Source organism: Ureibacillus sp. FSL K6-3587, from assembly GCF_038593165.1.
GTDB classification, from domain to species: Bacteria; Bacillota; Bacilli; order Bacillales_A; family Planococcaceae; genus Ureibacillus; species Ureibacillus suwonensis.
Genome location: NZ_CP151969.1, coordinates 314,446 through 338,004 on the forward strand (window position 1 = coordinate 314,446; position 23,559 = coordinate 338,004).

At 42.6% G+C, this 23,559-nt stretch carries 22 protein-coding genes and 1 other annotated feature; of the genes, 6 read left to right on the forward strand and 16 right to left on the reverse strand.

What is annotated here, in order from left to right; translation table 11 throughout:
- Window positions 1-33: 33 nt before the first annotated feature.
- From NSS77_RS01600 to spxA, 3 genes are all read right to left on the reverse strand, one after another.
- A complete protein-coding gene (locus NSS77_RS01600) occupies window positions 34-1,170 on the reverse strand; it encodes a competence protein CoiA family protein (RefSeq protein ID WP_342470090.1) in 1,137 nt (378 codons plus the stop codon).
- Window positions 1,171-1,298: 128 nt separating this feature from the next.
- Complete coding sequence (gene mecA / locus NSS77_RS01605; protein ID WP_342470091.1) at window positions 1,299-1,940, reverse strand: adaptor protein MecA; 642 nt, start codon at window positions 1,938-1,940, stop codon at window positions 1,299-1,301.
- Window positions 1,941-2,314: 374 nt separating this feature from the next.
- A complete protein-coding gene (gene spxA, locus NSS77_RS01610) occupies window positions 2,315-2,710 on the reverse strand; it encodes a transcriptional regulator SpxA (RefSeq protein ID WP_342471173.1) in 396 nt (131 codons plus the stop codon).
- 452 nt (window positions 2,711-3,162) lie between these two features.
- Window positions 3,163-3,375: a binding site (T-box leader), on the forward strand.
- 55 nt (window positions 3,376-3,430) lie between these two features.
- Here spxA and trpS point away from each other — a divergent pair.
- A complete protein-coding gene (trpS, locus tag NSS77_RS01615; RefSeq protein ID WP_342470092.1) occupies window positions 3,431-4,426 on the forward strand; it encodes a tryptophan--tRNA ligase in 996 nt (331 codons plus the stop codon).
- 261 nt (window positions 4,427-4,687) lie between these two features.
- Here the strand turns inward: trpS and fabF are convergent, their stop codons facing one another.
- Together fabF and NSS77_RS01625 are read right to left on the reverse strand one after the other, a co-directional pair.
- On the reverse strand, window positions 4,688-5,926 hold the full coding sequence (gene fabF / locus NSS77_RS01620) for a beta-ketoacyl-ACP synthase II (RefSeq protein WP_342470093.1): 1,239 nt from the start codon (window positions 5,924-5,926) through the stop codon (window positions 4,688-4,690).
- A gap of 68 nt (window positions 5,927-5,994) precedes the next feature.
- Window positions 5,995-6,933, reverse strand: coding sequence for a beta-ketoacyl-ACP synthase III (locus tag NSS77_RS01625; RefSeq protein ID WP_342470094.1), 939 nt, complete (start codon window positions 6,931-6,933; stop codon window positions 5,995-5,997).
- A 190-nt stretch (window positions 6,934-7,123) separates the two neighbouring features.
- On the opposite strand from NSS77_RS01625, the gene NSS77_RS01630 reads away from it, so the two are divergent.
- The gene (locus NSS77_RS01630; RefSeq protein ID WP_342470095.1) at window positions 7,124-7,324 is read left to right on the forward strand and encodes a DUF2929 family protein; all 201 of its coding nucleotides are present in this window, start codon (window positions 7,124-7,126) and stop codon (window positions 7,322-7,324) included.
- A gap of 165 nt (window positions 7,325-7,489) precedes the next feature.
- On the opposite strand, the gene NSS77_RS01635 is transcribed toward NSS77_RS01630, so the two are convergent.
- A complete protein-coding gene (locus NSS77_RS01635) occupies window positions 7,490-9,628 on the reverse strand; it encodes an AAA family ATPase (RefSeq protein WP_342470096.1) in 2,139 nt (712 codons plus the stop codon).
- Window positions 9,629-9,835: 207 nt separating this feature from the next.
- Between NSS77_RS01635 and NSS77_RS01640 the strand changes: the two genes are divergently transcribed.
- Window positions 9,836-10,522, forward strand: coding sequence for a Crp/Fnr family transcriptional regulator (locus tag NSS77_RS01640; protein ID WP_342471174.1), 687 nt, complete (start codon window positions 9,836-9,838; stop codon window positions 10,520-10,522).
- Between the two features lie 50 nt (window positions 10,523-10,572).
- Here NSS77_RS01640 and NSS77_RS01645 read toward each other — a convergent pair whose 3' ends face one another.
- The 7 genes from NSS77_RS01645 to NSS77_RS01675 form a co-directional block, all read right to left on the reverse strand.
- The gene (locus tag NSS77_RS01645; RefSeq protein WP_342470097.1) at window positions 10,573-11,250 is read right to left on the reverse strand and encodes an ABC transporter ATP-binding protein; all 678 of its coding nucleotides are present in this window, start codon (window positions 11,248-11,250) and stop codon (window positions 10,573-10,575) included.
- The gene (locus NSS77_RS01650; RefSeq protein ID WP_342470098.1) at window positions 11,247-12,077 is read right to left on the reverse strand and encodes an ABC transporter permease subunit; all 831 of its coding nucleotides are present in this window, start codon (window positions 12,075-12,077) and stop codon (window positions 11,247-11,249) included. Before NSS77_RS01650 ends, NSS77_RS01645 begins: the two co-directional genes overlap by 4 nt.
- Window positions 12,059-12,514, reverse strand: a complete 456-nt coding sequence (locus tag NSS77_RS01655; protein WP_342470099.1) for a nitrous oxide reductase accessory protein NosL — start codon at window positions 12,512-12,514, stop codon at window positions 12,059-12,061. The genes NSS77_RS01650 and NSS77_RS01655 overlap by 19 nt, the downstream gene beginning before the upstream one ends.
- Entirely contained in the window at window positions 12,511-13,794 is a 1,284-nt protein-coding gene (locus NSS77_RS01660; protein WP_342470100.1) for a right-handed parallel beta-helix repeat-containing protein, read from the reverse strand. The genes NSS77_RS01655 and NSS77_RS01660 overlap by 4 nt, the downstream gene beginning before the upstream one ends.
- A 109-nt stretch (window positions 13,795-13,903) precedes the next feature.
- Complete coding sequence (locus NSS77_RS01665; RefSeq protein WP_342470101.1) at window positions 13,904-14,554, reverse strand: nitrous oxide reductase accessory protein NosL; 651 nt, start codon at window positions 14,552-14,554, stop codon at window positions 13,904-13,906.
- Between the two features lie 284 nt (window positions 14,555-14,838).
- The gene (locus tag NSS77_RS01670; RefSeq protein WP_340705477.1) at window positions 14,839-15,147 is read right to left on the reverse strand and encodes a metal-sulfur cluster assembly factor; all 309 of its coding nucleotides are present in this window, start codon (window positions 15,145-15,147) and stop codon (window positions 14,839-14,841) included.
- 69 nt (window positions 15,148-15,216) lie between these two features.
- On the reverse strand, window positions 15,217-15,993 hold the full coding sequence (locus NSS77_RS01675) for a prolyl oligopeptidase family serine peptidase (protein ID WP_342470102.1): 777 nt from the start codon (window positions 15,991-15,993) through the stop codon (window positions 15,217-15,219).
- 124 nt (window positions 15,994-16,117) lie between these two features.
- Between NSS77_RS01675 and NSS77_RS01680 the strand changes: the two genes are divergently transcribed.
- The 3 genes from NSS77_RS01680 (at window position 16,118) to NSS77_RS01690 (ending at window position 19,777) form a co-directional block, all read left to right on the forward strand.
- Window positions 16,118-16,927, forward strand: a complete 810-nt coding sequence (locus tag NSS77_RS01680; protein WP_340710253.1) for a Cof-type HAD-IIB family hydrolase — start codon at window positions 16,118-16,120, stop codon at window positions 16,925-16,927.
- 83 nt (window positions 16,928-17,010) lie between these two features.
- Complete coding sequence (locus NSS77_RS01685) at window positions 17,011-17,868, forward strand: DegV family protein (protein WP_342470103.1); 858 nt, start codon at window positions 17,011-17,013, stop codon at window positions 17,866-17,868.
- Window positions 17,869-18,010: 142 nt separating this feature from the next.
- Window positions 18,011-19,777 (forward strand): IS1182 family transposase, encoded by a 1,767-nt coding sequence (locus tag NSS77_RS01690; protein ID WP_342470104.1) that lies wholly within the window; start codon window positions 18,011-18,013, stop codon window positions 19,775-19,777.
- Between the two features lie 99 nt (window positions 19,778-19,876).
- Here NSS77_RS01690 and NSS77_RS01695 read toward each other — a convergent pair whose 3' ends face one another.
- Genes NSS77_RS01695 through opp4B form a run of 3 tightly spaced genes read right to left on the reverse strand, consistent with a single transcriptional unit; the run spans window position 19,877 to window position 23,533 of the window.
- Window positions 19,877-21,625, reverse strand: coding sequence for an oligopeptide ABC transporter substrate-binding protein (locus tag NSS77_RS01695; protein ID WP_342470105.1), 1,749 nt, complete (start codon window positions 21,623-21,625; stop codon window positions 19,877-19,879).
- 30 nt (window positions 21,626-21,655) lie between these two features.
- Window positions 21,656-22,549 carry an ABC transporter permease gene (locus NSS77_RS01700; protein WP_342470106.1) on the reverse strand — a complete coding sequence of 298 codons (894 nt, stop codon included), beginning with the start codon at window positions 22,547-22,549 and terminating at the stop codon, window positions 21,656-21,658.
- Between the two features lie 21 nt (window positions 22,550-22,570).
- Complete coding sequence (gene opp4B / locus NSS77_RS01705; RefSeq protein WP_342470107.1) at window positions 22,571-23,533, reverse strand: oligopeptide ABC transporter permease; 963 nt, start codon at window positions 23,531-23,533, stop codon at window positions 22,571-22,573.
- Window positions 23,534-23,559 lie beyond the last annotated feature (26 nt).

Consider the following 23,559-nt stretch of genomic DNA (forward strand, 5'->3'; position numbering starts at 1 on the left):
CCGTAATGAAAATTTTTTGTCAATTCTATTTTCTCAATATTTACCTGTCGTTGCAAGAAATTGGCTGTAAAGCACCTCTTCCAGTTGCCGCTCCTCTACAGGACACTTCTCATCTTCAATGGCCAATTCATTGAGAAGTTCCACATATTGAAAGACCGTTTGAACCGCCCCATCCGTATCTGCCCGACCGGACCATTGAAAAAAATCCATTATCACTTGTTCATTGACTGCATGTACCTTTATGCCATTCAGCCGGATGAAATACAAAAGTTCCGTTTGCCATTCAACGGCACATGCCTGGAGCGCTTCATTCCCTGAGATCGGGACTCCTAGAAAAGTTGGAAGCTGCCCTGGATTCAATCGGAGTTCATAAACACTTCTCAAAAATAAATCATTGACACCTTTTCGGCTAACTAAAACCCTGGATTTCAAAAATTGCTTTATAAAATGATGATATGCTTTAAAGACAAAGGAAAATTCATCTTTGGTCAACGGCTTTGGGATATAAAACGGGAAATGCTGTTTGAAAAGCGGGAGTCTGCTCACCTTTCCGAAAAAACTGATCCCCTTGAAATGAATAAGGTTGGACAAATAAACAAACTGTTTGTTGGCAGGGTCGTAAGTCATCAAATATTTGGGCTTTTGGGCATGGGCAATGAAAAGTTGGAGCTGATGGGAAAGGTTGATTTTTTGGAGGGGAGTTTCTTTTATTTTTTGACCGGGTGTCAGCGGAATCCAAATCGGGGCAATCCTTTTTTGGAGGTACCCCCGGTTCCGTTCAAAAAAGCGATTCTCATTGATTGGGCTGCATTGAAACTCGATGGCATAAGCCGAACCATTCTTGAAAATCAATAAATCCGGGCGCTGTTTTAACTCCTTTAGATAGGGCTCGAGTTCCGCATGGAGCTGAAGGGATTTGAACAGTTCAAACAGCTGCTGTTTTCCTGACAGATGTTCGACCGTTTCGCCTTCTGAAAAATGGGATTCACAACGGCTTTTGGAATAATGGGCAAAATGAGGGATTTTGATATTCCCGATCTTTAATTGGACCATTTCTCCACATTGGGGACAAAAAAAATTCTTTTCTTCTTTTATCCTTCTTAACGTTGCATGGGAAATCTTTGAATGGATCACAAAAGGTTCTTTGTTTTCCGTGCATGCGACCAGCATAAAAAACCCCCTTTTTGAACCATTTTATTGTAAAGACTTTTTTGTTCGCAAGGGGGTGCCGGAAAGTTTTAATTTGCACGGAAAAAGTGCCGCAAAAACAAAAAAAAGTGCCATCTTTCAGGCACATGTTAATCAAAATAATGAACAATCGTTTCGAAGCAATCTTCTTCCATGATGATTGTTCCATATTCTTGCAGACGATAAATCGTCATTTTGGAGCTTGTTAAATACTCATTCAAAATGGAACGGATATTTTGACGGGTTGCACTATCATTCACACCGGCAAAATCAATGGCAATGTAGTAATAATCTTCATATTTATATAAAGAGCTGTTTAACCCATACTCGACTAATCGGTTCGCTACTGGCACGATTTCATCAATATCTTTGAATTTATATATGGACATATTGACAATTCCTTCATGATTTAACACATCATCTTCGTCGAAGGGATTGAATGGGTCTTTATGGCCAATTGTTGCTTCGTGTTCTTCAAAACTGGAGAGCAGTGAGCCTGGATCTGAATCGGAAACATTGGCACGTGTGACAATGACTTCCAAACCTTGTTCAGAGGCGTTCACATGAATCCAAATTGGACCGTCCAAATCGAAGTATTCTTCCGTGTTGATTTCACCAATCATATCCCAAAACAATTCTTCGCCTTTTGCTCTGTTATACCAGATTTCTTCACGGCTGTAACCGCGATCCTCAATATCACGATATGTGATAAAGAGCTTGATTGTATTTTCATTTACGCGTTCGATGTCCATGAGACTTCAACTCCCTTCACAGTCATTGGTTGAAAACCCGAAAGCGTGTACTTAGTATGTTTGAATCGGAGCCAAAATACACTCCAATTCGATAGTGCCTTTCCCTTATTCTTTCCCTTGGTATACAGAACAAAACGCTTATTATTATATATATGTCTATTCTATGATTCTATTGTATGATGAACTAATAGAAAATGAAAAGGAAAAACACCCTTCAAATAAAATTATTTGAATTATTCAAAATTGTAGATGACAACATCAATTAAATCAAGTATTAAGTGAAAAATGATGAATTTTCTTTGCAAATAAAAAAAGCGTAAACAAGTCAAACAAAGTTGACTGAATTTACACTTTTTCCAAGGAAAACTATATGATTAATTGACCATTTTTTGGGCTTCCATCAATTGGTAAGCACGAACTTTCCGTGGCAGGAACCGACGGATTTCATCTTCATTAAAACCGACTTGTAGACGTTTTTCGTCCAAAATAATTGGCCGGCGAAGAAGTCCTGGATGTTCCTGGATCAATTCATATAATTTTTGCAAAGGCAAGCTTTCTACATCCACATTCAACTTTTGGAACACTTTTGAGCGTGTGGAAATGATCTCGTCTGTTCCATCCTCTGTCATTCGCAAAATTTCTTTGATTTCACTGATTGTAAGAGGCTCGGAAAAAATGTTGCGTTCTCTATATGGAATATCATGCTGCTCAAGCCAAGCTTTCGCTTTTCTGCATGATGTACAGCTTGGTGATGTATATAATGTTACAATCATTGTTACACTTCCCTTCCATTTGATGAGTGTTGTCTATGTTCATGATAGGCATCTATGTCAAATTTTATTAATTTAGAATTAGTATTATTTTAAATTCTGTATCAATTATACACCATTCTTTTCATTTTGAATATAGGATATTTTAAAAAATAATATATTTTATGTTGAATTTCTAAAAAAATTCGTTATTTTTGCTTAAAACCATAAAAAAATTCTTTTGCCTCCAAAATTTGCTGAACGGGATACCTCCTTTATTCCATTCCCTTTTTATTCTCATTTAGACGACAATAACCGAGAATATTCTTAATTTATTGACAAATTTCATTCTTTATGACCTACAACAGTATTACCCAATTCTGTTTAATCTCATTCCAAATTGAAAAAATTTTCGCGTTTGATTTTTCCCATAAATTACTTTATAATTCATTCATAATTCTACGATCATAAGTTAAACAACAATGACGAAGAGTAGTACATTTGATTCCTGTGTTCAGAGAGTCTGTGGTTGGTGCAAACAGATGACAGGGCAAATGGAATGGACTTCCGAGTTGGCTTTGCGAAAATGAAGGTAGTAAAGCTCGTACACTTCACGTTACGAAGAACCAAGTGGCCTCTTTAGGCAAACTGGGTGGTACCGCGGATACACATCATTCGTCCCAATACAACTGTATTGGCCGTTTGATGTTTTTTTATGGATAAAAATAGGAGGTAATATTGATGAAAACAATCTTTTCAGGAGTTCAACCAACGGGCGTTATTACTTTGGGAAATTATATCGGCGCCTTCATGCAATTCCCTGCGCTGCAAGATGAAGGAAACGCCATTTACTGCATCGTGGACCAACATGCCATCACCGTTCCGCAAGATCCCCAAGAATTGCGGCAAAACATTCGCACTCTTGCTGCCACTTATCTTGCAACGGGCATCGATCCGAAAAAAGCGACGTTATTTATCCAATCGGAAGTTCCTGCCCACACGAAAGCCGGCTGGATGCTGCAATGCATCACATCCATTGGGGAACTGGAACGAATGACGCAATTTAAAGATAAATCGGCGAAAGTCGGAAAAGAATTCGTTTCAGTCGGTCTTTTGACATATCCTCCATTAATGGCGGCAGATATCTTGCTTTATAATACAGATATCGTCCCTGTCGGAGAGGACCAAAAACAACATCTTGAATTGACCCGCGACTTGGCGGAGCGATTTAACAAACGCTTTGGCGAAGTGTTCAAAATTCCGGAAATCCAATTGCCAAAGGCGGGAGCCCGCATTAAATCCTTGCAGGATCCGACGAAAAAAATGAGCAAGTCCGACCCGAACACAAAAGCGACCATCCGCTTATTGGATACGCCAAAAGAAATTATGAAAAAAATCAAATCCGCGGTGACGGATTCCGAAGGCCAGATTTACTTCGATGAAGAAAAGAAACCGGGCGTTTCCAACCTGCTCACCATCGAAGCGGCCATTACAAACAAATCCATCGATGAAGTCGTGAAAAAATATGAAGGGCTTGGCTATGGCGCCTTTAAAGAAGGTGTGGCGACTGCCTTGATCGAGCATTTGACGCCAATTCAAGAACGCTTCAACGAACTTATCCAAACGGATGAATTGGATAAAATTCTGGATGAAGGTGCTGAAAAGGCCAATGCGATCGCCAACGAAACCGTTAAGAGAATGGAGATCGCGATGGGAATAGGTCGAATATCAAGATAAACAGCACGGCCAGCGAAATGATCATCAAATACAGCTCCGGAACGCCTAATATGAAGGAAAAAACGGCGCGCCATGAATATCCGAGCGTCCGGAAATTCAAATATAAAAGAAGATTGCTCACCGAGATGACGCATATGCCGTAGCTGAACAGAAACAGCATAAACCGAAAAATCATGCCACCATCCTTTCATACCCTTTTTATTCATCAATGAAAATAAAAATGCGTTTAGCACCAGGCTAAACGCATTTTTATTTACCTATTTATTCTTCGATTTTTTTAAACACAAGGCTCGCATTATGTCCGCCGAATCCCAGCGAGTTGCTCATCGCATATTGAATATCCGCTTTGCGGGCCTCATTTGGCACATAGTCAAGATCACATTCAGGATCCGGATTTTGCAAGTTGATTGTCGGAGGCAAAATGCCCTCTTTCAATGCCAATACCGTAAAGATCGCTTCCACACCGCCAGCAGCGCCAAGCAAGTGCCCTGTCATTGACTTTGTGGAACTCATGGCGAGCTTGTAGGCATAATCGCCAAATACCGTTTTCACCGCCATCGTTTCATATAAATCATTGTATGGCGTACTTGTACCATGAGCGTTGATATAGCCGATTTCTGTCGGATCGATTCCCGCATCATGAATCGCACGTTTAATCGCGCGGGCGGCACCTTCCCCATTTGGCGCCGGAGCTGTAATATGGTACGCGTCACCTGTTGCGCCGTAGCCAATGATTTCCGCATAAATTTTTGCTCCGCGGGCTTTCGCAAATTCGTACTCTTCCAATACCAGAATACCTGCCCCTTCACCCATGACAAATCCGTCGCGTTCTTTATCAAATGGACGGGATGCCGTATTTGGATCCGGGTTCAATGAAAGAGCCGTGGCTGAACAGAAACCGGCAAGCGACATTTTAACGATCGGTGCTTCTGTCCCACCGGTAATCATCACATCCGCATCACCGCGCTGGATCACTTTAAACGCATCGCCGATCGAGTTTGTTCCTGATGCGCATGCAGTCACTGTACATGCATTTGGACCTTTGGCTCCCAAATAAATGGAAACTTGTCCGCTCGCCATATCCGGAATCATCATTGGGACGAAGAACGGGCTTACACGACGGGGACCCCGGTTCATGAATGTTTCAAATTGCTGTTCATAGGTTTCCATTCCGCCGATTCCGGAGCCGATCCAAACGCCGACGCGATCGGCAATTTCATCGGTAATTTTCAAATCCGCATCTTTCACCGCCATCAAAGCCGATGCGAGGGCAAAATGAGTGAACCGGTCCATTCTTCTTGCTTCTTTTCGTTCAATAAATTGTTCAATATCAAAATCTTTTACTTCCGCAGCAACTTTCGCAGGGAATAATTCAGCATCCACCCTTGTCAACGGCCCAATGCCGGATTTCCCTTCTTTGATGGCTGCCCATGTTTCATCAACTGTGTTACCAAGCGGCGTAACCGCGCCGATCCCGGTAACGACTACTCTCCTTTTCATATATCTCTAGTACCCCCTTACGAATCACTATCACCATTATAAATTACTACAACCGGTATGAAAATCTATTATTTTCCCCATCGGATGACAGCGCCGCCCCAAGTGAGCCCGCCACCGAATCCAACAAGAACTACGATATCGTCATCTTTGATTTTTCCTTCATCCAGTTCATCTTTCAAAGCGATGCCGATGGAAGAGGAGGATGTGTTTCCGTACTTATGGATGCGTTTGGACAATTTATCTTCCGAAAGTTCCAGTCTTTCCCTCGCCGCTTCCATGATGCGGATATTTGCCTGGTGCGGCACAAGGAAATCCACATCTTCTTTTGAAAGGCCCGCCTTTTCAAGGACGGACAATGCCGTCGCCCCCATTTGGCGCACCGCAAACTTGAACACTTCGCGGCCGTTCATATAAATAAAATCTTCATCGTTCATATGCAAATATTTTCCGCCAGTGCCATCCGCCCCTAATTCAAAGGCCAAAATGCCGCGTCCTTCCGACACTTTGCCGACAACCGCAGCGCTTGCGCCATCACCAAACAGAACCGCCGTATTGCGATCTTTCCAATCCGTAATTTTCGATAATTTTTCTACACCAACGATTAATACATAGTCATAAGTGTTGCTTTCAACATACAATTTCGCTGTTGCAAGGGCATAAATAAATCCGGAACAAGCGGCTGAAACATCCATGGCAGCCGCATTGATGGCCCCCAATCGATCCTGGAGTTGGCATGCCACGCTTGGGAAGGCACGATCCGGCGTAATCGTGGCAACCAAAATCAATCCGATTTGCTCCGGTGAAATTCCGGAGTTTTCAAGGGCTTGCTTGGCTGCTTCATAGGCCATGTCGGAAGAATGTTCATCCTCACGGGCAATTCTTCTTTCCTGGATTCCTGTTCGCGTGCGGATCCACTCATCGTTTGTATCTAAAATTTTTTCCAAATCCAAATTCGTCACAACTTTTTCAGGAACATATTTACCTAATCCGAGAATTCCAGCATTCATGGTCACTTAACCCCCATTTTTATACTTACGATTAGTAGTTGGTCTTAATTATAGACCATAATTTTATTTTCCACAATATAAAATTTGACTAGGTAAAAAGTTTATTGTTTATTATTGACATACTATGGTATGATTATAAAGATGAACAAGGCATATAATAGTAATTAAAGTGCAATAGAGGTGAAACGAAATGCAATATATTATGTCATTCGTTTGGGGAATCATGTTGATTTCAATGTTGAGTTACGTGGTTGGTTCCATTTTGGGCGTAACAACATTTGATATTGTCACAACTGCTGTTATTGCAGTGATCTTTATCATCCTTGTTTGGATTATAGCTGCAATCATTCCAGGCGAGTCTCCAAAAGAACTTAAATCTGATGAACATTAATATTGATGCATAGCAAAAAACCGGATGGGACAAGGGAGCCCATCCGGTTTTTTTGTGTTCTTCAGCCATTATCGGAATGATCGCCGCCATTCCCCGAAAGGTACTAGGCATTCCGGCCAGCCAACGCCTCCGGATAAAAAAAGGCGGCCGGGCCGAACAATCGGCTCAAGCCGCAGGTTTTCCAACGACCAAATGTCCATCTTTTAATGACACTCTCATCGTTTCTCCCGGAAGGATTTCCCCTTTTAACAACTCTTTGGCCACTGCCGTTTCCACATGACGTTGCACAAACCGTTTCAAAGGTCTTGCCCCGAATTGCGGATCGACGCCATTTTCAACAACCCAATCCACCACTTCATCATCCACAACGAGTGTGATTTCATTTTCCGCAACCCGCTCCTGCAATTGTTTGATGTATTTTCGGGCGATGGCATTGAAATGTTCGTCCGTCAAGGCATGGAATAAAATGATGTCATCGATGCGGTTCAACAATTCCGGTTTGAAATGTTTGCGAAGTTCTCCCATCACGACTTTTTCCACGTCTTCATTGAAATGGGAACCGGCTTCCAATAAATAGTGGGAACCGATATTGGATGTCATAATGATGACTGTATTGGTGAAATTCACAAGACGTCCCTGGCTGTCGGTGATGCGTCCATCATCCAGAATTTGAAGCAAAATGTTGGCCACATCCGGATGGGCTTTTTCGATTTCATCCAATAAGACGACGGCATAAGGATTGCGGCGAACCGCTTCCGTCAATTGGCCGCCTTCTTCATAGCCGACATATCCAGGAGGGGCGCCGACAAGTCTTGATACACTGTGTTTTTCCATATATTCACTCATATCGATCCGGATAAAATGATCTTCCGAATCAAATAATTGGGCTGCCAACGCTTTGGCGAGTTCCGTTTTCCCTACGCCTGTCGGACCCAGGAAAATGAAGGAACCGATTGGTCTGTTTGGATCTTTGATGCCGGAACGGGCGCGCCATACCGCTTCTGTCACGAGTTTGACCGCCTCATCCTGTCCGACGACTCTTTCATGAAGGGTATCTTTCAAGCGCAACAGTTTTTCCCGTTCGCCTTCCATCAATTTCGTCACCGGAATTCCGGTCCAACGGGAAACGATGGCCGCAATTTCATCCGCCGTCACTTCTTCCCGTAAAATGCGGTTTTCCGAAGCATTCGCCAACGCTTCTTCCAATTGTTTGATTTCCTTTTCCACAGCCGGGATTTTTCCATGGCGAAGTTCCGCCGCTTTATTCAAATCGTACTTGCTTTCCGCATCTTCCAACTGGCGGCGGTATTCATCCAATATTTCCCGTTTCTTTTGAAGCTGTTCCAATCCTTCTTTTTCAAACTGCCATTTCTTTTGGAGTTCCGCCTGTTCTTCTTTCAATTCTTTCAATTCTTCCCTCAGAGCTTCCAACCGTTTTTTGCTTGCTTCATCCGTTTCTTTCATCAACGCCTGTTCCTCGATTTCCAATTGCATAACTCTGCGTGTGACATCATCCAATTCTTGCGGCATGGAATCGATTTCCGTACGGATCATCGCACATGCTTCATCAATCAAATCGATGGCTTTGTCCGGCAAAAAGCGGTCCGTAATATAGCGGTTGGACAGCTGGGCGGCCGCGATAATGGCCCGATCATGGATTCTGACCCCATGATGCAATTCAAAACGCTCTTTCAAGCCGCGCAAAATCGAAATCGTATCTTCAACGGATGGTTCCCTCACCATCACTTGTTGGAATCTACGTTCTAAAGCCGGATCTTTTTCAATATATTTTCTGTACTCATCCAATGTGGTTGCGCCGATGCAATGGAGTTCACCGCGGGCAAGCATCGGTTTTAAAATATTCCCGGCATCCATCGAACCTTCCGCTCTTCCGGCGCCGACAATCGTATGAATTTCATCGATGAATAAAATGATGCGCCCTTCCGATTCCCGGATTTCTTTTAATACGCTTTTTAACCGCTCTTCAAATTGTCCGCGGAAGCTGGCACCCGCAATCAATGAACTCATGTCCAATTCCCAAATGATGCAGTCTTTCAATCCTTCCGGCACGTCTTTCCGGACAATCCGTTGCGCCAACCCTTCAACAATCGCCGTTTTGCCGACGCCCGGTTCCCCAATCAGCACCGGATTGTTTTTCGTCTTTCTGGATAAAATACGGATCACATTCCGGATTTCTTCGTCACGACCGATCACAGGGTCAATTTTTCCTTTTTTCACTTCTTCATTTAAATTACGTCCATATTTTTCTAAAGCGTTGCGATTATCTTCCTGTTGTAATTGCATACAACCCACCTCTTCAAAACGGTTTGACCTTTTTTGACTAACTTGATTATAATTTTATTAACCGGAAAAAGCAAAAAATCTCTCCAAAAATATTCAATATTTACACGGGAGAAATGTGGTATTATATTTATAGGTTTTTTGTTCGTTTAATGGAACCTCGTGGGAAGTGTACATCAGTTATAAGGATGTGATAAATGAATGGTTTTAATGGAAAAGGTTCCGATGGATTTTCATACGTTATTTGAAGAACACGGGTTGTTGTTGAAAATCGAGAAAGGGAATTCCATTTTTCAGGAAGGCGAAAATGCGGATGATCTTTATTTGATTTTGAAAGGATCCGTCCAAATAAGCAAAGAAACGGAAAATGGGAAGGAATTGACACTCAGAATTTGCGGCCCCAACTCCATGATCGGTGAATGCACCATCTTTGGACCGCCCGCCATCCATACAATGTCAGCAAAAGCTCTGATGAATACCGAGCTTTTATCGATAAAAAAAGATAATTTGGAAATGTTGTTGACCGAGCAGCCAACATTGATGATCGAATATATCCGGTGGCTTCAAACGGAGCATTTGAAAACCCAAAGCATTTTGCGGGATTTAGTGCTGAATGGCAAAAAGGGCGCGCTCTACTCGACGCTCATCCGCCTTGCGAATACTTTCGGCAAATCAGACGATAATGATGATATCTATATTGACATCAATTTAACGAATACCGATCTTGCCAACCTTTGCTCCACAAGCCGCGAGATGGTCAATCGGATGTTGAACGATTTGAAAAAACAAGGCATTGTTTCATTTGATAAAGGCATCATCAAAATCCACGATTTGGACTATTTGAAGAAAGAAATCTGTTGCGAAGAATGCCCGCTCACTATTTGCCGCATCGATTGAACATGGGGGAACTGTAATCATTTACAGTCCCCTTTTTTTATAGCCTTTCTTTATAAATCAATTTTTTGCAGCCACAGTTCCTCCAAATGTCCGCAATGATGATCCCTTAATAATTGTTGCACTTCCCCCGCCGCCAATATTCTTCCTTCATGCAAAATAATGACGTCATCAGCCAACTGTTCCGCGAAAGCCAACATATGGGTTGAAAACAATACCGTTGCCCCCCGATTCCGTTCTTGGGCCATCATATCTTTCAATTGTGCAATCCAATAGGGATCAAGACCGTTCGTAGGCTCATCCATGATGATCAGCCCATCCCCTCCAATGAGACTCTGGGCCAGATTTAGGCGCTGGCGCATTCCCTTTGAAAAGGAAGAGACTTTCTGCTTTTTCACTTCAAAAAGTCCGACCTTTTTTAATATTTCATCTTGTTCCCCTTTTCCAACCTTTTTTAGTGAACCCAGGAGTCCCAGCACTTCTTGCGCCGTCAGCGTGGAAGGAAAATCCACATCATCCGGCATATAACGCACAAAGTCATCCTGATGCCAAATCAGTTCCCCATTCGTCGGCTTCTCCTGCTTTGTCAGCAGGCGAATCAGCGTGCTTTTCCCCGCACCGTTGCCTCCCGCGAGAGCGACGATGCGGCCTTTTCTAATGGTGAAATTGGCATCATGGATTCCCCGATTGTTCTTATAAATTTTCTGCAAATTTTTCGCTTCAACGATCATTTTTCAACACCAAGTTTCTTTAATTTGATGGTTGCCACAATGAGTGGAAGTGCAATCCATAACAACGTCACTGCCACAAACACTATTGTTCCAAACGCCGACTCATAAAAGGCGATCAAATCATAATAAGTCGGACCAAGAACCGCCGTCTGATGGGAAAGGAGGAAATATCCAAACCGCAGCCAATCTGCCGGATTGATATGCAGCATGACAATCGTGAGTTTTTGCAACACATGTCCAGGAACAACCGTGCCGACAGCCATAACCAAATATGATAGAAGCAATAATAACAATGCCCACACAACAAGGGAAATGGCAAGGGCATGCAGGCGGTTTTTCGCCAAACTTCCGAGCAATATGGCAATCGATGAGAAAATGAAAATCAAACCGAAAGCGATGATCAACAATTCAAAAGGAACTTTGACGCCGCCGAATAACCCTCCAAGGGTAAAAACCACCCCAAGGGCCAATAGGACTATAAATATGAAGGAACCGATCAGCGCAATAAATTTCCCCAATACATATTGGACAATTTTCATCGGATAGGTTTTCAATAAAGAAAACCAGCCGGATTCCACATCCCCCGCCACACTCATTCCTCCAATGGTGAGCGTGAACAGCGGCAATAAAAACAATAGCAAATTCAAAAAAGATGCCGTTTGTCTCGTAAATCCTTCAATATCCGGCAGTGCCAGCTGCTGAATCATGACGATGGCGACAAAAACGAAAATGAAGAGGATGGCCACCAGTTGCAGCCATCTGCTGCGGAGCATTTGTTTCCATTCCAATAAAATGAATTTGCCCAGCATCAGAAATGGATTCCCCATTGAAAATCGTCCAATTGTTCAAAGGAATACACTTCGCCTTCACCGTTCTCTTCCATGTATTGTTCCGCAGCATCTTTGGAAGGGAAGGCGAGCACGCCATAATTCATCGGTGTCCAATAGTCTTTGGAATAAACATAGGTTGCATCTTCCACAGGAAGCCATTCGTTGCCGTCAGCACTTTTTATATAAGCGGCACCCACTTCCGATTCCTCGACATCTTTCATAAATTCCACCAAACATCCCAAATCATCGAACACTTCATAATCCCCGTTTTTAAAGATCAGTTCCGCCGCATAATCTTCATGGGCAATCCCCATGTTGCACACTTTGCAAATATCCGTTTCCACATTGATTTCTTTCGGCTCATAGGCTTTTTCCGAGCAGCCGACTAAAAACAAGCTCAATGATAGAATGAAAATAAACGTTTTCCATTTCATATTAGGACACTCCTTCTCCAAATAGCGATGCATCCGATTGTAAGAATCAATCCAATGATGAGTTGAGGCAAATGGAATTGAAAATGGAAGGCTTTGTCCCTTTCAAATTGGGTTGCCGGTGTTTCATCCACCAACAGCTGTTTGGCGGTTTTATTGGTTTGTTGATCGATTTGATTCAATAAAACCACGCTCGGCGCTTCCACATAATATTGGTACACCGGTTTTCTCACCATCCACTGGCCAAAGCTTTGCAATGCCACATAGGACTCGTCCCCGATTCCATCATCGTCGATATCAATCCCTGCATAGTCATCGTAATAATTTTCCTGCAGCTGAATGCCTTTCACATCTGAACGGACATTCACCAAATTCCCTACAAAATAGTTTTTGACAACCTGGTTCGTGCCCGATTGAATGGATTCAATCGCCGTTTGATTCATTTGAAAAATATTGTCGGAAATCGTGACTCCATCGGATTTTTGAATGGAAAGGGCAACCCGGTTTCCTGAAACGGTATGTTTTTGTATTTCGATATTCTTGACCTCATATAGGGTGATTCCCGTCCCGTTAAACCCATTTTGATAGGAAATATCGTTATTGAATAGGCTTACATTTTCCGTCATCATGATCATAAAACCTGTCACATTTTTCCGGAACTTGTTTTCTGATGCTTCAGCATCTTCACTATACATAAAATGGGTTCCGTACCGGCTGTTTTCCACTCTATTGCCTTTTACGGTGATTCCCTTTGCGTTTTCAATGTAAATTCCGTCCTGCACTTTGGAAATTTTATTATGTTTGATGGACAGGTCGTAACTGTCATAGATGGCGATGCCGTTTCGTTTATTGGCAAAATCTTGATCATTACCCGTAACGGCAACTTGCCGGATATCGATTTGTTTGGAATTGTAGATTTCGACCCCGCTGTATACATGGTTCATTGATACGTTTGAGAGCTGAACATTTTCCGAATTTTTAATGAGAATCCCTGTTCCGGATGTGCGCAATTGCAAATTTTGAATGGACACATCCTTTGCCCCCGTAACCGCAATGACCGGTTCTTCTGGATTTTTGGGAAGAAGGATGACTTTCTCATCCCCAATCAATGTAATCCCCTTGGATATGGATACATTCCCTTCATATGTACCTGCCGGAAGATGAATCGTTGCCCCTTCCCCGGCATCATCGATGATTTGCTGCAGATCCATGTTGGCGTCCGCTTCATGGACAAAGGCTACAAAGCAAATCAAGAATACGAGGTGGCTTATTATATAACGCACGCTGATCAACTACTTTCAAACGGTATTGGGCCGTCCAGAAAACTCTAAAGACGGCCTTCACAATTTTTACTTTAGTTCTTTTTTCAATGATTTTTCAAGATGGATTTCATTAATGGTTATGTCCATCGTGTGACATATTTTGCATGTTTTGCATATTTCCTTGTTGTTGCTGTTGTTGTTGTTCCGCTTGTTTTTTCAATTTAGCTTCGCGTCTTTCTTTTGCTTCTTGTTTTACGACATCAAGCGCTGTGATTTTGTAGCTAGGGTTGTCTGCGATGAATTGATCTGCATCTTCTTTGTTTTTAAAGAATACGTAACCCCAGTTCATTGGAGATTTTAAATCTGTTTTTACGATCGTTGCATCATCCACAAGTACCCATTCCAATGTATTGTAATCACGCACATATTTTTGGTTCTTTTCATTGTGCGCCAACTCCGCGTTCAATAAGCAACCGATATCATCATAGAAAGCAATCGTGCCATCTTCTTTGATCGCTTGACCGCTGAATTTTCCTAAATCATCTGTCACTTCATAAACTTTCATATTACACATTTCACATTTCGTATCGGCAGTCGGTTCTTCAAGGCGTGCATCCGGTTTGGATACGGTAACTTTCTCATCTTGTTTGTCTTTGCTTACTTCCGTTTGTTTTGTGTCGTCATTTGCATTTTTTGAATCGTTACTTGCGTCATCCGATTGTCCACAAGCAGCCAATGTGAACAAGGCGAGCAACATCATGAGTGTCAATAATTTCTTCATTCTGATAAGACTCCTTCCAAAATATTACTAGTATAAGTTCTACGCCTATTACTTTACTAAGAAGTTGTGAAAAAAGATGAAAGTGTCTGTTAAAAAAATGAGAAATAAAATTGGCAATTTTGTTGCATGCCCGTTTCATTCCAAACAAAAAGAGCGAACCGGAAAACTCAACGTTTTTCCAATTCGCTCTGCATTTACAATCAAACGAGGTGTCGGAAATGCCTTTTTCGCGCTTATATTTTAACCAAATTATATGATTCAATACATCCGTTTGATCACTGCAATCATCGGATTCCCAATGCCATTTTTGCGTAGCGGGACATCATATCTTTATTCCATGGCGGATTCCATACAATATTGACATCCACATCTTTGATTTCCGGAAGTTCGCTCAACACCGTTTTAATTTGATCCACAATGATTGGACCAAGCGGACAGCCCAATGAAGTCAGTGTCATGGTAATTTTGCAGACACCTTCATCATCCATATCCACATCATATACCAAACCGAGATTGACGATATCGATTCCCAATTCAGGGTCAATGACGTTTTCCAAAGCACCAAGAATACTTTCTTTCATATCCGCATCCATTGCCATCAGCCATCGCTCCTTTCAATCCGAAAATGATAACTGTTCTCAATCATCATACTATACTAAAAATCAAAATACAAAAGTTTCGTCTTCTGTCAAATGTTTCGCAAGGAATTCTGTCACTTTCAGCATCCCTTCCCGATTCACTTTATGCCCCTGGTTTTCATCAATGATCAATTGCAAATGTTCCGGCTGTTGATAGTATGGACGGGCCTGTTCATAAAAATGTACCGCGTTTTCCATAGGGACGGTCACATCTTTTTTTCCATGCCAGAATATCACAGGGCGATTGTTTAATCGTTCCGGCGTTTTTGATATATCATATTCAGAAAGAGCGGTATGTATCTGTTCGATTTGCTCATCGCTCAAAGGAAGCGGAATCCCCGCTTTTTCAAACTCCGCCAGCTGATAATCCGCAAAGGCGTTGTATCCCGGTGCACCCATGCAAATGCCGGCCGCATCAATCCAATCATATTTCTTCAAACAGCCGCATGTTGTAATTCCGCCCATGCTTGTTCCTGCAATACCCAATTTTTTCGGTTGGAAACGGGACCGGATTTCATTGTATAACTCCCCAACCTCATGTATAGAATTCAATACGATGTTCCAAAATTGCAAATTCATTTTTTCTTCGGATAATCCCTCGCATCTGTCGCCATGCAATAGGGCATCCGGCAAAATCACGCGAACCCCTTTTTTCACTAGTTGATAGGCATAATGTAAGTTGTGTTCTTTCGCACTTGTAAATCCATGTAAAAAAATGAGAACGGGTGAACATTCATTCATTTCTTCATTATAAAAATGAATCAGCGGAATATCCTGCCATAATTCTTCATCTATTAACATTAACGCTTCACTCCTCAACAACTCTCTCTAATCAATTATGTTACCAAAAATTATAACTGGTGACAAAATTTTGACGAACTCCAATCGTCGCGATAAAATCGTAAAGACAGAAAGGGGACTTTCCATGAAACAACATCTAATTGTTTTGGACCTGGATGGCACTCTATTGACGGACAATCATACCATTTCGCCTAAAACAAAACAAACCTTGATGAAGGCGAAAGAAGCCGGCCATCTAATCATGATCGCCACAGGAAGACCATTCCGGGCGAGCAATATTTATTATCAGGAATTGGGATTAACCACTCCGATTGTCAATTTCAACGGAGCTTATATACATCATCCAAAAAATCCGTCTTGGCAGGCCATCCACTCCCCCATCGATATGCGGGTGGTGCACGACGTCATAGATTCAGTGGATAAATACCAGTATGAAAACTTAATTGCCGAAGTCATTGATGATGTGTATATACATGTGGAAGATCCGACGATGATGAACATTTTCAAAATGGGGGATCCTAAAGTGACCATCGGAAATTTACGCGGCAACTTGAATGAAAATCCAACAAGTTTGCTCATCCACGCCAATGAAAACAACGTGCCTTTGATCCGCCGGCATTTGCAGGAGGTGCATGCGGAACTCATTGAACATCGGCGCTGGGGAGCACCTTTCAATATTATCGAAGTGGTGCGGAAAGGATTAAATAAAGCGGTCGGCGTTTCCCTCATTGCAAAAGATTTGGGCATCCCAAGGGACCGCATCATCGCCTTTGGGGATGAAGACAACGACTTGGAAATGATCGAATATGCCGGCATCGGGGTTGCAATGGGCAACGGCATCAACGAATTAAAAAGCATCGCCAACGAAGTGACCGGAACAAACAATGAAGATGGCATTGCAAATTTCTTATCAGAAAGATTAAAATTATCATAACATGATTCCATCATGAGGCACCCTTCCTTACCAATTTTTGAGAAGGGTGTAATAATTTTATAAAGGATGGAAAGGAGAGTAAAATGATTCTATTCACAGATAGCGCGAGCGATTTGCCAAAAGCTTATTATGATGAGCATAATGTGGTCTTTTTCCCGCTGAGAGTCCACCTCAATGATACAGAATATGATGATGTCATCGGCATTGATCCAAAAGAAGTTTACGATGAAATGAGAAAAGGCGCTGCACCAAAAACTTCCCAAGTATCGCCTGAAATGTTCTACAATACCTTCGAAAAATACGCCCAAAGCGGTGAAGAAGGGGTTTATATCAGCTTTTCTTCCCAACTGTCCGGCACTTACAACACGGCTGTCATGATTGCCGAACAATTGCAGGAAAAGTATCCGGATTTCAAATTAAAAATCATTGATACGAAATGCGCTTCCCTTGGACAAGGCCTTGTTGTGAAAAAAGCCGTAGAATTGAGAGATGCTGGAGTCCCTTTCGATGAGCTCGTTGAAAAAGTGGAACATTACGCAAAACATATGCAACATATTTTCACCGTGGAAAATCTGGATTATTTGGCAAGAGGAGGGCGCATTTCAAAATCAAGCGCGTTTTTCGGCGGCTTATTGAGCATCAAGCCCATCCTGCATGTGGAGGACGGGAAGCTCATTCCTCTTGAAAAAATAAGAGGAAGAAAAAAAGCCCTTGCCCGGATGGTTGACATCATGGCGGAACGCGGCGGAGATTTTTCGGATAAAATCGTCGGAATCTCCCACGGGGATGATTTGGACACGGTGGAAGAAGTGAAAAAGTTGATTGAAGACAAGCTCCGTCCGAAAGGCTTTGATGTCACGATGGTGGGCGCTGTGATCGGTTCCCATTCCGGCCCTGGCACATTGGCGATCTTCTTTACGGATAAAGATTATCAGGAATAAATGTTTAAAGGGGCTGTCCGAAAAGTCGATTGAATCGACCTTCGGCTCAGCCCTTTTTTCTGTTTTTAGGGTACAAAAAAATCGTCCTTTTTTATAGAATGAAATTGACCAAAAAAACATTCTAAAGAAAGGACGATTTTTTATGAATAATCAAATGACTATTCAAGAAAATTATAACACGCAATTAGAAATGACTCTAGAGGGTATTCAAAAAATAGAGGTTCAAAAGAACAAGAAACGCAAAAAGCTAGTTTTCCAACCTTATTGCAATCGTCAAGTCATGAGCATTTTAGATATCGAAATGTATATTCCTGAAAATCATGTCGCCCGTTTAGTGGATGAAATGGTGGAATCGATTCCGGATGAAGTGTTGTATACTCATTATGTTGGTGGGGGTCGTGCACCCTATCACCCTAAAATGTTATTGAAAGTGATTTTATATGCGTACACTCAAAACGTTTATTCAAGTCGGAAAATAGCGCAAATGGTGAAAGAAAATCTTCCGATGATGTGGTTGGCGGGATTGCAAACCCCTGACCATCGCACAATAAATGATTTTCGTAGTGTTCGTATGTCAAACATGATGGATTCTGTATTTGAACAATTTGTCCTTCAACTAGTAGAACAAGGATTTATCGACCTCGACCATATTTTTGTGGATGGTACGAAAATAGAAGCGAATGCCAACAAATATACGTTTGTATGGCGAAAATCCGTAGAAAAATATGATCAGAAACTACGAGCCAAAATTCAATCGTTTCTACAAGAAGCGCACCAAATCGCCTTGGAGGAATTAAAAGAAGAACAATTAGAAGAAGAATTAGAAAAATCATCGGCACAACTTTCTGAGAGAATAGAAGCTTTGGAAAAAGATTATAAACAGGAAGAAGACAAAGAAAGAAAAAAAGAACTTCGCTCTAAAAAATCCCAACTCACCAAACAACTGAAAACGATTCAAACGGATTATCTTCCACGATTACGAAAATACAAAGTACAAAAACAGATTCTAGGTGAACGAAATAGCTACTCGAAAACCGACCATGAGGCCACTTTTATGCGAATGAAAGAGGACCATATGAAAAACGGCCAACTCAAGGCGGGTTATAATGTTCAACTCGCCACACAACATCAATTTATCGTGGGATTTGAAATTTATCAAAATCCAGGAGATACTCGCTGTTTCCAACCATTTATGGAAAAGTTATTGGAATCGATACCGAAGGAAAAGAAACTCAAGTATGTCATTGCCGATGCAGGATATGCGAGTGAAGAAAACTATTTATATGCGATTGGCGAAGAAAAAGAACCTCGTTTTGAATTATTAGCCCCATACCAAACCTATTTGAAGGAACAAAGTAAAAAGTTTAAAAAGGATTTATCAAAAGTACAAAACTGGAAATACATCGAAGAAGACGATTGCTTTATCTGTCCGAACAATCGGAAAGTCGTATTCAAGTATTATCAAAAAAGAAAAAATGCATCTGGATACATACAAGATTTGAAAGTGTACGAGTGTGAAGATTGTACGGATTGCCCGTTGAAGAATGGGTGTACGAAAGCCAAAGGAAATCGTCGAGTATATTGGAACACGATTTATGAAGAAATGAAAGCGAAAGCCAAAGCAGCTCTTGGTGACGAACAAAAGGCAGCTCTTTATGCGAAGCGTAAAGTGGATGTCGAAAGTGTGTTCGGGAACATCAAGGGCAATTTGCGTTTCACTCGATTTCTGTTACGGGGGCTTCATAAAGTCCGAACAGAATTCGGGATTGTGGCAATGGCCCACAACATACTGAAATGGGCCGCAAATTCCCAAACCAATTTCAAAAATAAGGAAACAGAGCGAATGGAAAAACTCATTGTTTTCTCCATTCGCTCTGTTTTTATGGACTTTTTAGACAAGCCCTTTTGATTTTGTGCTATATTCAACAATATCCACGCTGAATGTGTCCATATCGACCATTTTTGTGACAATATCCTCTGATTTTGTATACATCATGACCGTTGTCCATTATTTACTCTTGATCGGCTCCTTCGCCAACAGCTCGATTTCATGCAATTCAGTAGGATTTTCAAAATCGATGCTGTAATTTTTCACCCGCTTGTTCACCGGAACGATTTCATAGCTGAACTGAAGGGGAATCACCGGCGCTTTTTCCGCCATATATTGCTGCCAAATGCGGAACTGCTCCGCGCGGTAAGATTGGTCAAAGGCTTCCGGTGAATCGATTTTTTGGATTGTTTCTTCTAAAAACTCAGAAGTAAACCGGCTAAAATTAAAGGCATCGGATTTGCCGTACAATCCGGATGGCGAAGGGTTTGTCCCCGTTCCCCATGCCGCCATAAAGACATGGATTTCCGGATCATCGGCCTCCACTTTATCGTAAAAAGCATTCACTTCAATCGGCCTTCCTGTTGTTAAAGTGACGTTCAAACCGACATCCCGCCAGTTTTGCAAATAGTAAGCGGCAATTTCATCCTGGATCGTATCCCCCGCCATTGTGGCAAATTTGATTTCCAGCTTATTCCCTTTTGGATCTTCCCGGAAACCGTCTCCATCAATATCGATGTAGCCTGCTTTGTCCAAAATCTTTTTTGCCTTTTCGGGATTATACGTATATCCTTTCAAGGTTGCATCATGGTAGGTTTTAAAGGCTGGCGGAATCAATGAATTGGCCCGTTGCCTGAAATTGAAAAAGAGCACTTCGCTAACCGCTTCCACATCCAATGCGTACCCCATCGCCTGCCGTAAAGCCTGATCCCCCACCGGCGTCGAATTTAAATCGGTCACCACTTCCCGCTTTTTCGGATCCCATTTTCCCAGCTTGAATCCCAAGTAAGAATAATATAATTCCGGACGCCCCAAAATCTCGATGTTGTCATATTTTTGGATTTCAGGCCATTTGGTTGCGGTGAATCCCGACACAATATCATACTTTCCGGAGCCGATCGCGACAGATACGGAACTGGATGGAACAACTTCCACAAAGACGCCGTCCAGCTTCGGTTCGCCTTTCCAATAGTACGGATTTTTCACGAATTGCACCGATTCGCCGGGAACGATTTTATGAAATTTGAATGGCCCGAGGGTCACGGGGTTTTTCCGCACGGCGTCGCTTTCAATCAGCTTCTTTACAGGAATGCCTTTCAGCTGGTGACTGGGCGCCGCATAGGTCCATAAACCGTCCCCGCCGGAAAATATCGCAGGCGACAACTTTTTGAACCGGATTTCCAATGTGCGCTCATCAATTTTCCGGATGCCGGAGATGGTTTTCGCTTTTCCTTCGTGGTATTCTTCCACCCCTATGATATTCTTGAATTCCGTATCGTAGCGGACGCCCGTATAATCCGGATGGGCAATGATTTCATAAGGCAGAATCAAATCTTCTATTTTCAGCGGCTCCCCATCGGACCACCGGACACCTTCCCGGATGGTGATGGTCACTTTATTCTCCTTTTGGTTCACATCCATGGAAGCGATGCCTTCATCATTGATCAAAAAATCGCCGTCCATTTCAAAAATGGCGTTTGAGGCATAGCTCATAATCGCGCCATCATAGCGGTTTTCATATAGTTCCGCCAAAAACACCCCCTGGAAAGGTTCATCTTTGACAATCCCTACTTTTAAGATGCCTCCTTTGATGGGTGTCCCTTCATTTGTGACGGAAGTTGGGAGCGTCACGTTTTTTGAAAAGGCATTTGAACCCGTCAGTGCTGTGATCAGTAAGACTGCGATGCAGAGTGAAATGATTCGTCTCATGATGTCCTCCCTTGATGCTGTTATATTCCATTAGCCCAACCGCTGTTTCACATCCACGGATCTCCTTAATGCTTGGCCGATATAGTTGATGGCGAGCATCATAAATAATATCAATAGGGATGCCGGAAGCCATACCCACCAATATTGTTGCAACACGGCCGGATTGTTCGCATAGCTTACCAATGTGCCCAATGAAGGGGTGGTTGGCGGCAGACCGAATCCCAAATAAGAAAGACCCGTTTCAATCCCCACGTTTCCCGCAAAGTTCAACGTCATCTCGACAATCAACAAAGAACTTAAATTTGGCGCCACTTCCCTCCGGATGATGGCAAAATCGCCCGTTCCCAACGTCTTTGATGCGCTCACATAATCCCTTTTGCTTTCGGACAACGCCTTTGAACGGACAAGCCTCGCCGTCCCTGTCCATAAAAACAGGCTCATAATCAAAATGAACGTTGTGACCGAATACTTTGGCACAAGGGTCACAAAAACGATGATGAACAATAATGAAGGAATCGTAACGAAGAAATCGATGATCCTCATGATGATATAATCGACCCAGCCGCCGAAATAACCGCAAATGAGCCCCACAACAATCCCGATCAAACCGGTGATCAGCGTGATGGCAAGGGCGATGAAAATGGAGTTTCTGGCCCCGATGATGAGCTGCCCTAAAATATCTTTGCCGCCCTGGTCCGCACCCAACAAATACTTTTCCCCCGGCGGACTGTAACGGTCATACAAATTGATGCGCATCAACTGCTCCTGATCGATGAAGAGAGAGGCAATAAAAACAAATAGAATGAAGAATACTAATAACATGAATGAAGTCATCGCGATACGATCCTTCTGAAACTCCCGAAATACCACCTGCATGCCTCGGGCGCGCCCTTTTTTGCGATATCGTTTCTTCTTACGTCTCATTGTTCCACCATCCCCTCCTCTCTATTCAATACGAATGCGGGGGTCCACAATGCTTAAAATGATGTCGGAAAGCAGACTTCCAAGCAAAGTCAAAAATCCGTAGAGCATGACCAAAGCGCAAATGACGCTGTAATCCCTTGAAGCGATGGAACTGACAAACAACTGTCCCATCCCCGGATAGCCGAAGATCGTTTCAATAAAAATGGAGCCGCCCAAAAGCCCGGTGATGGTAAACCCCAAAAAAGCGGCAATCGGAATAAAAGAGTTTCTAAAAATATGCTTCGTATAGATTTTTCTCATCGGTACCCCTTTGCTTCTTGCGGTTCGTACATAATCCATCGTTTTGGCATCGATAATTTCCGAACGCAAATACTGGATCACCCCGGTTGTCCCTAAAATGGCATAGGTGATTGCCGGCAGAAGGATGTGGTAGAATCGGTTCCATATGTACTGGATGGTTCCTGGTTCCACTTCAATGTCCACGCTTCCGCCCGTCGGAAACCATTGCAATTTGTAGCCGAAAATATATAAAAACAATAAGGAGAGCACAAAAGTCGGAATGGCATAAGTGATGAAACTGTAGAACACGATGGTTTTATCCAACCTCGATTGTTGGTACCTTCCCGCCAAAATCCCCAATGGAATGGCGATCAGATACAATAAAATGACGCTGACAAAAGACAGCCAAAAAGTGTTCAACGCCCGCTCTCCAATGAGGGAAGCCACATCCCGCTGAAAGGTGTAGCTCTTGCCGAAATCCCCCTGCAGCGCATTTTTCACCCACCGGATGTATTGCACCGGCAACGGATCGTTCAATCCCAATTCTTCCTTCAATTCTTCAATCCGCGCAGGATCCGTTTCCGGCGTGATCATGCCAGTGAACGGGTCCCCCGGCATCATCTTCGCCAACCCAAACACAAGGATGCTCAGTGCAATCAATTGGGGAATCATCAGGAGGAGACGCCTTATAATCGTTTTCCACATTGTCCCGACCTCCCTTGAACGTGAAA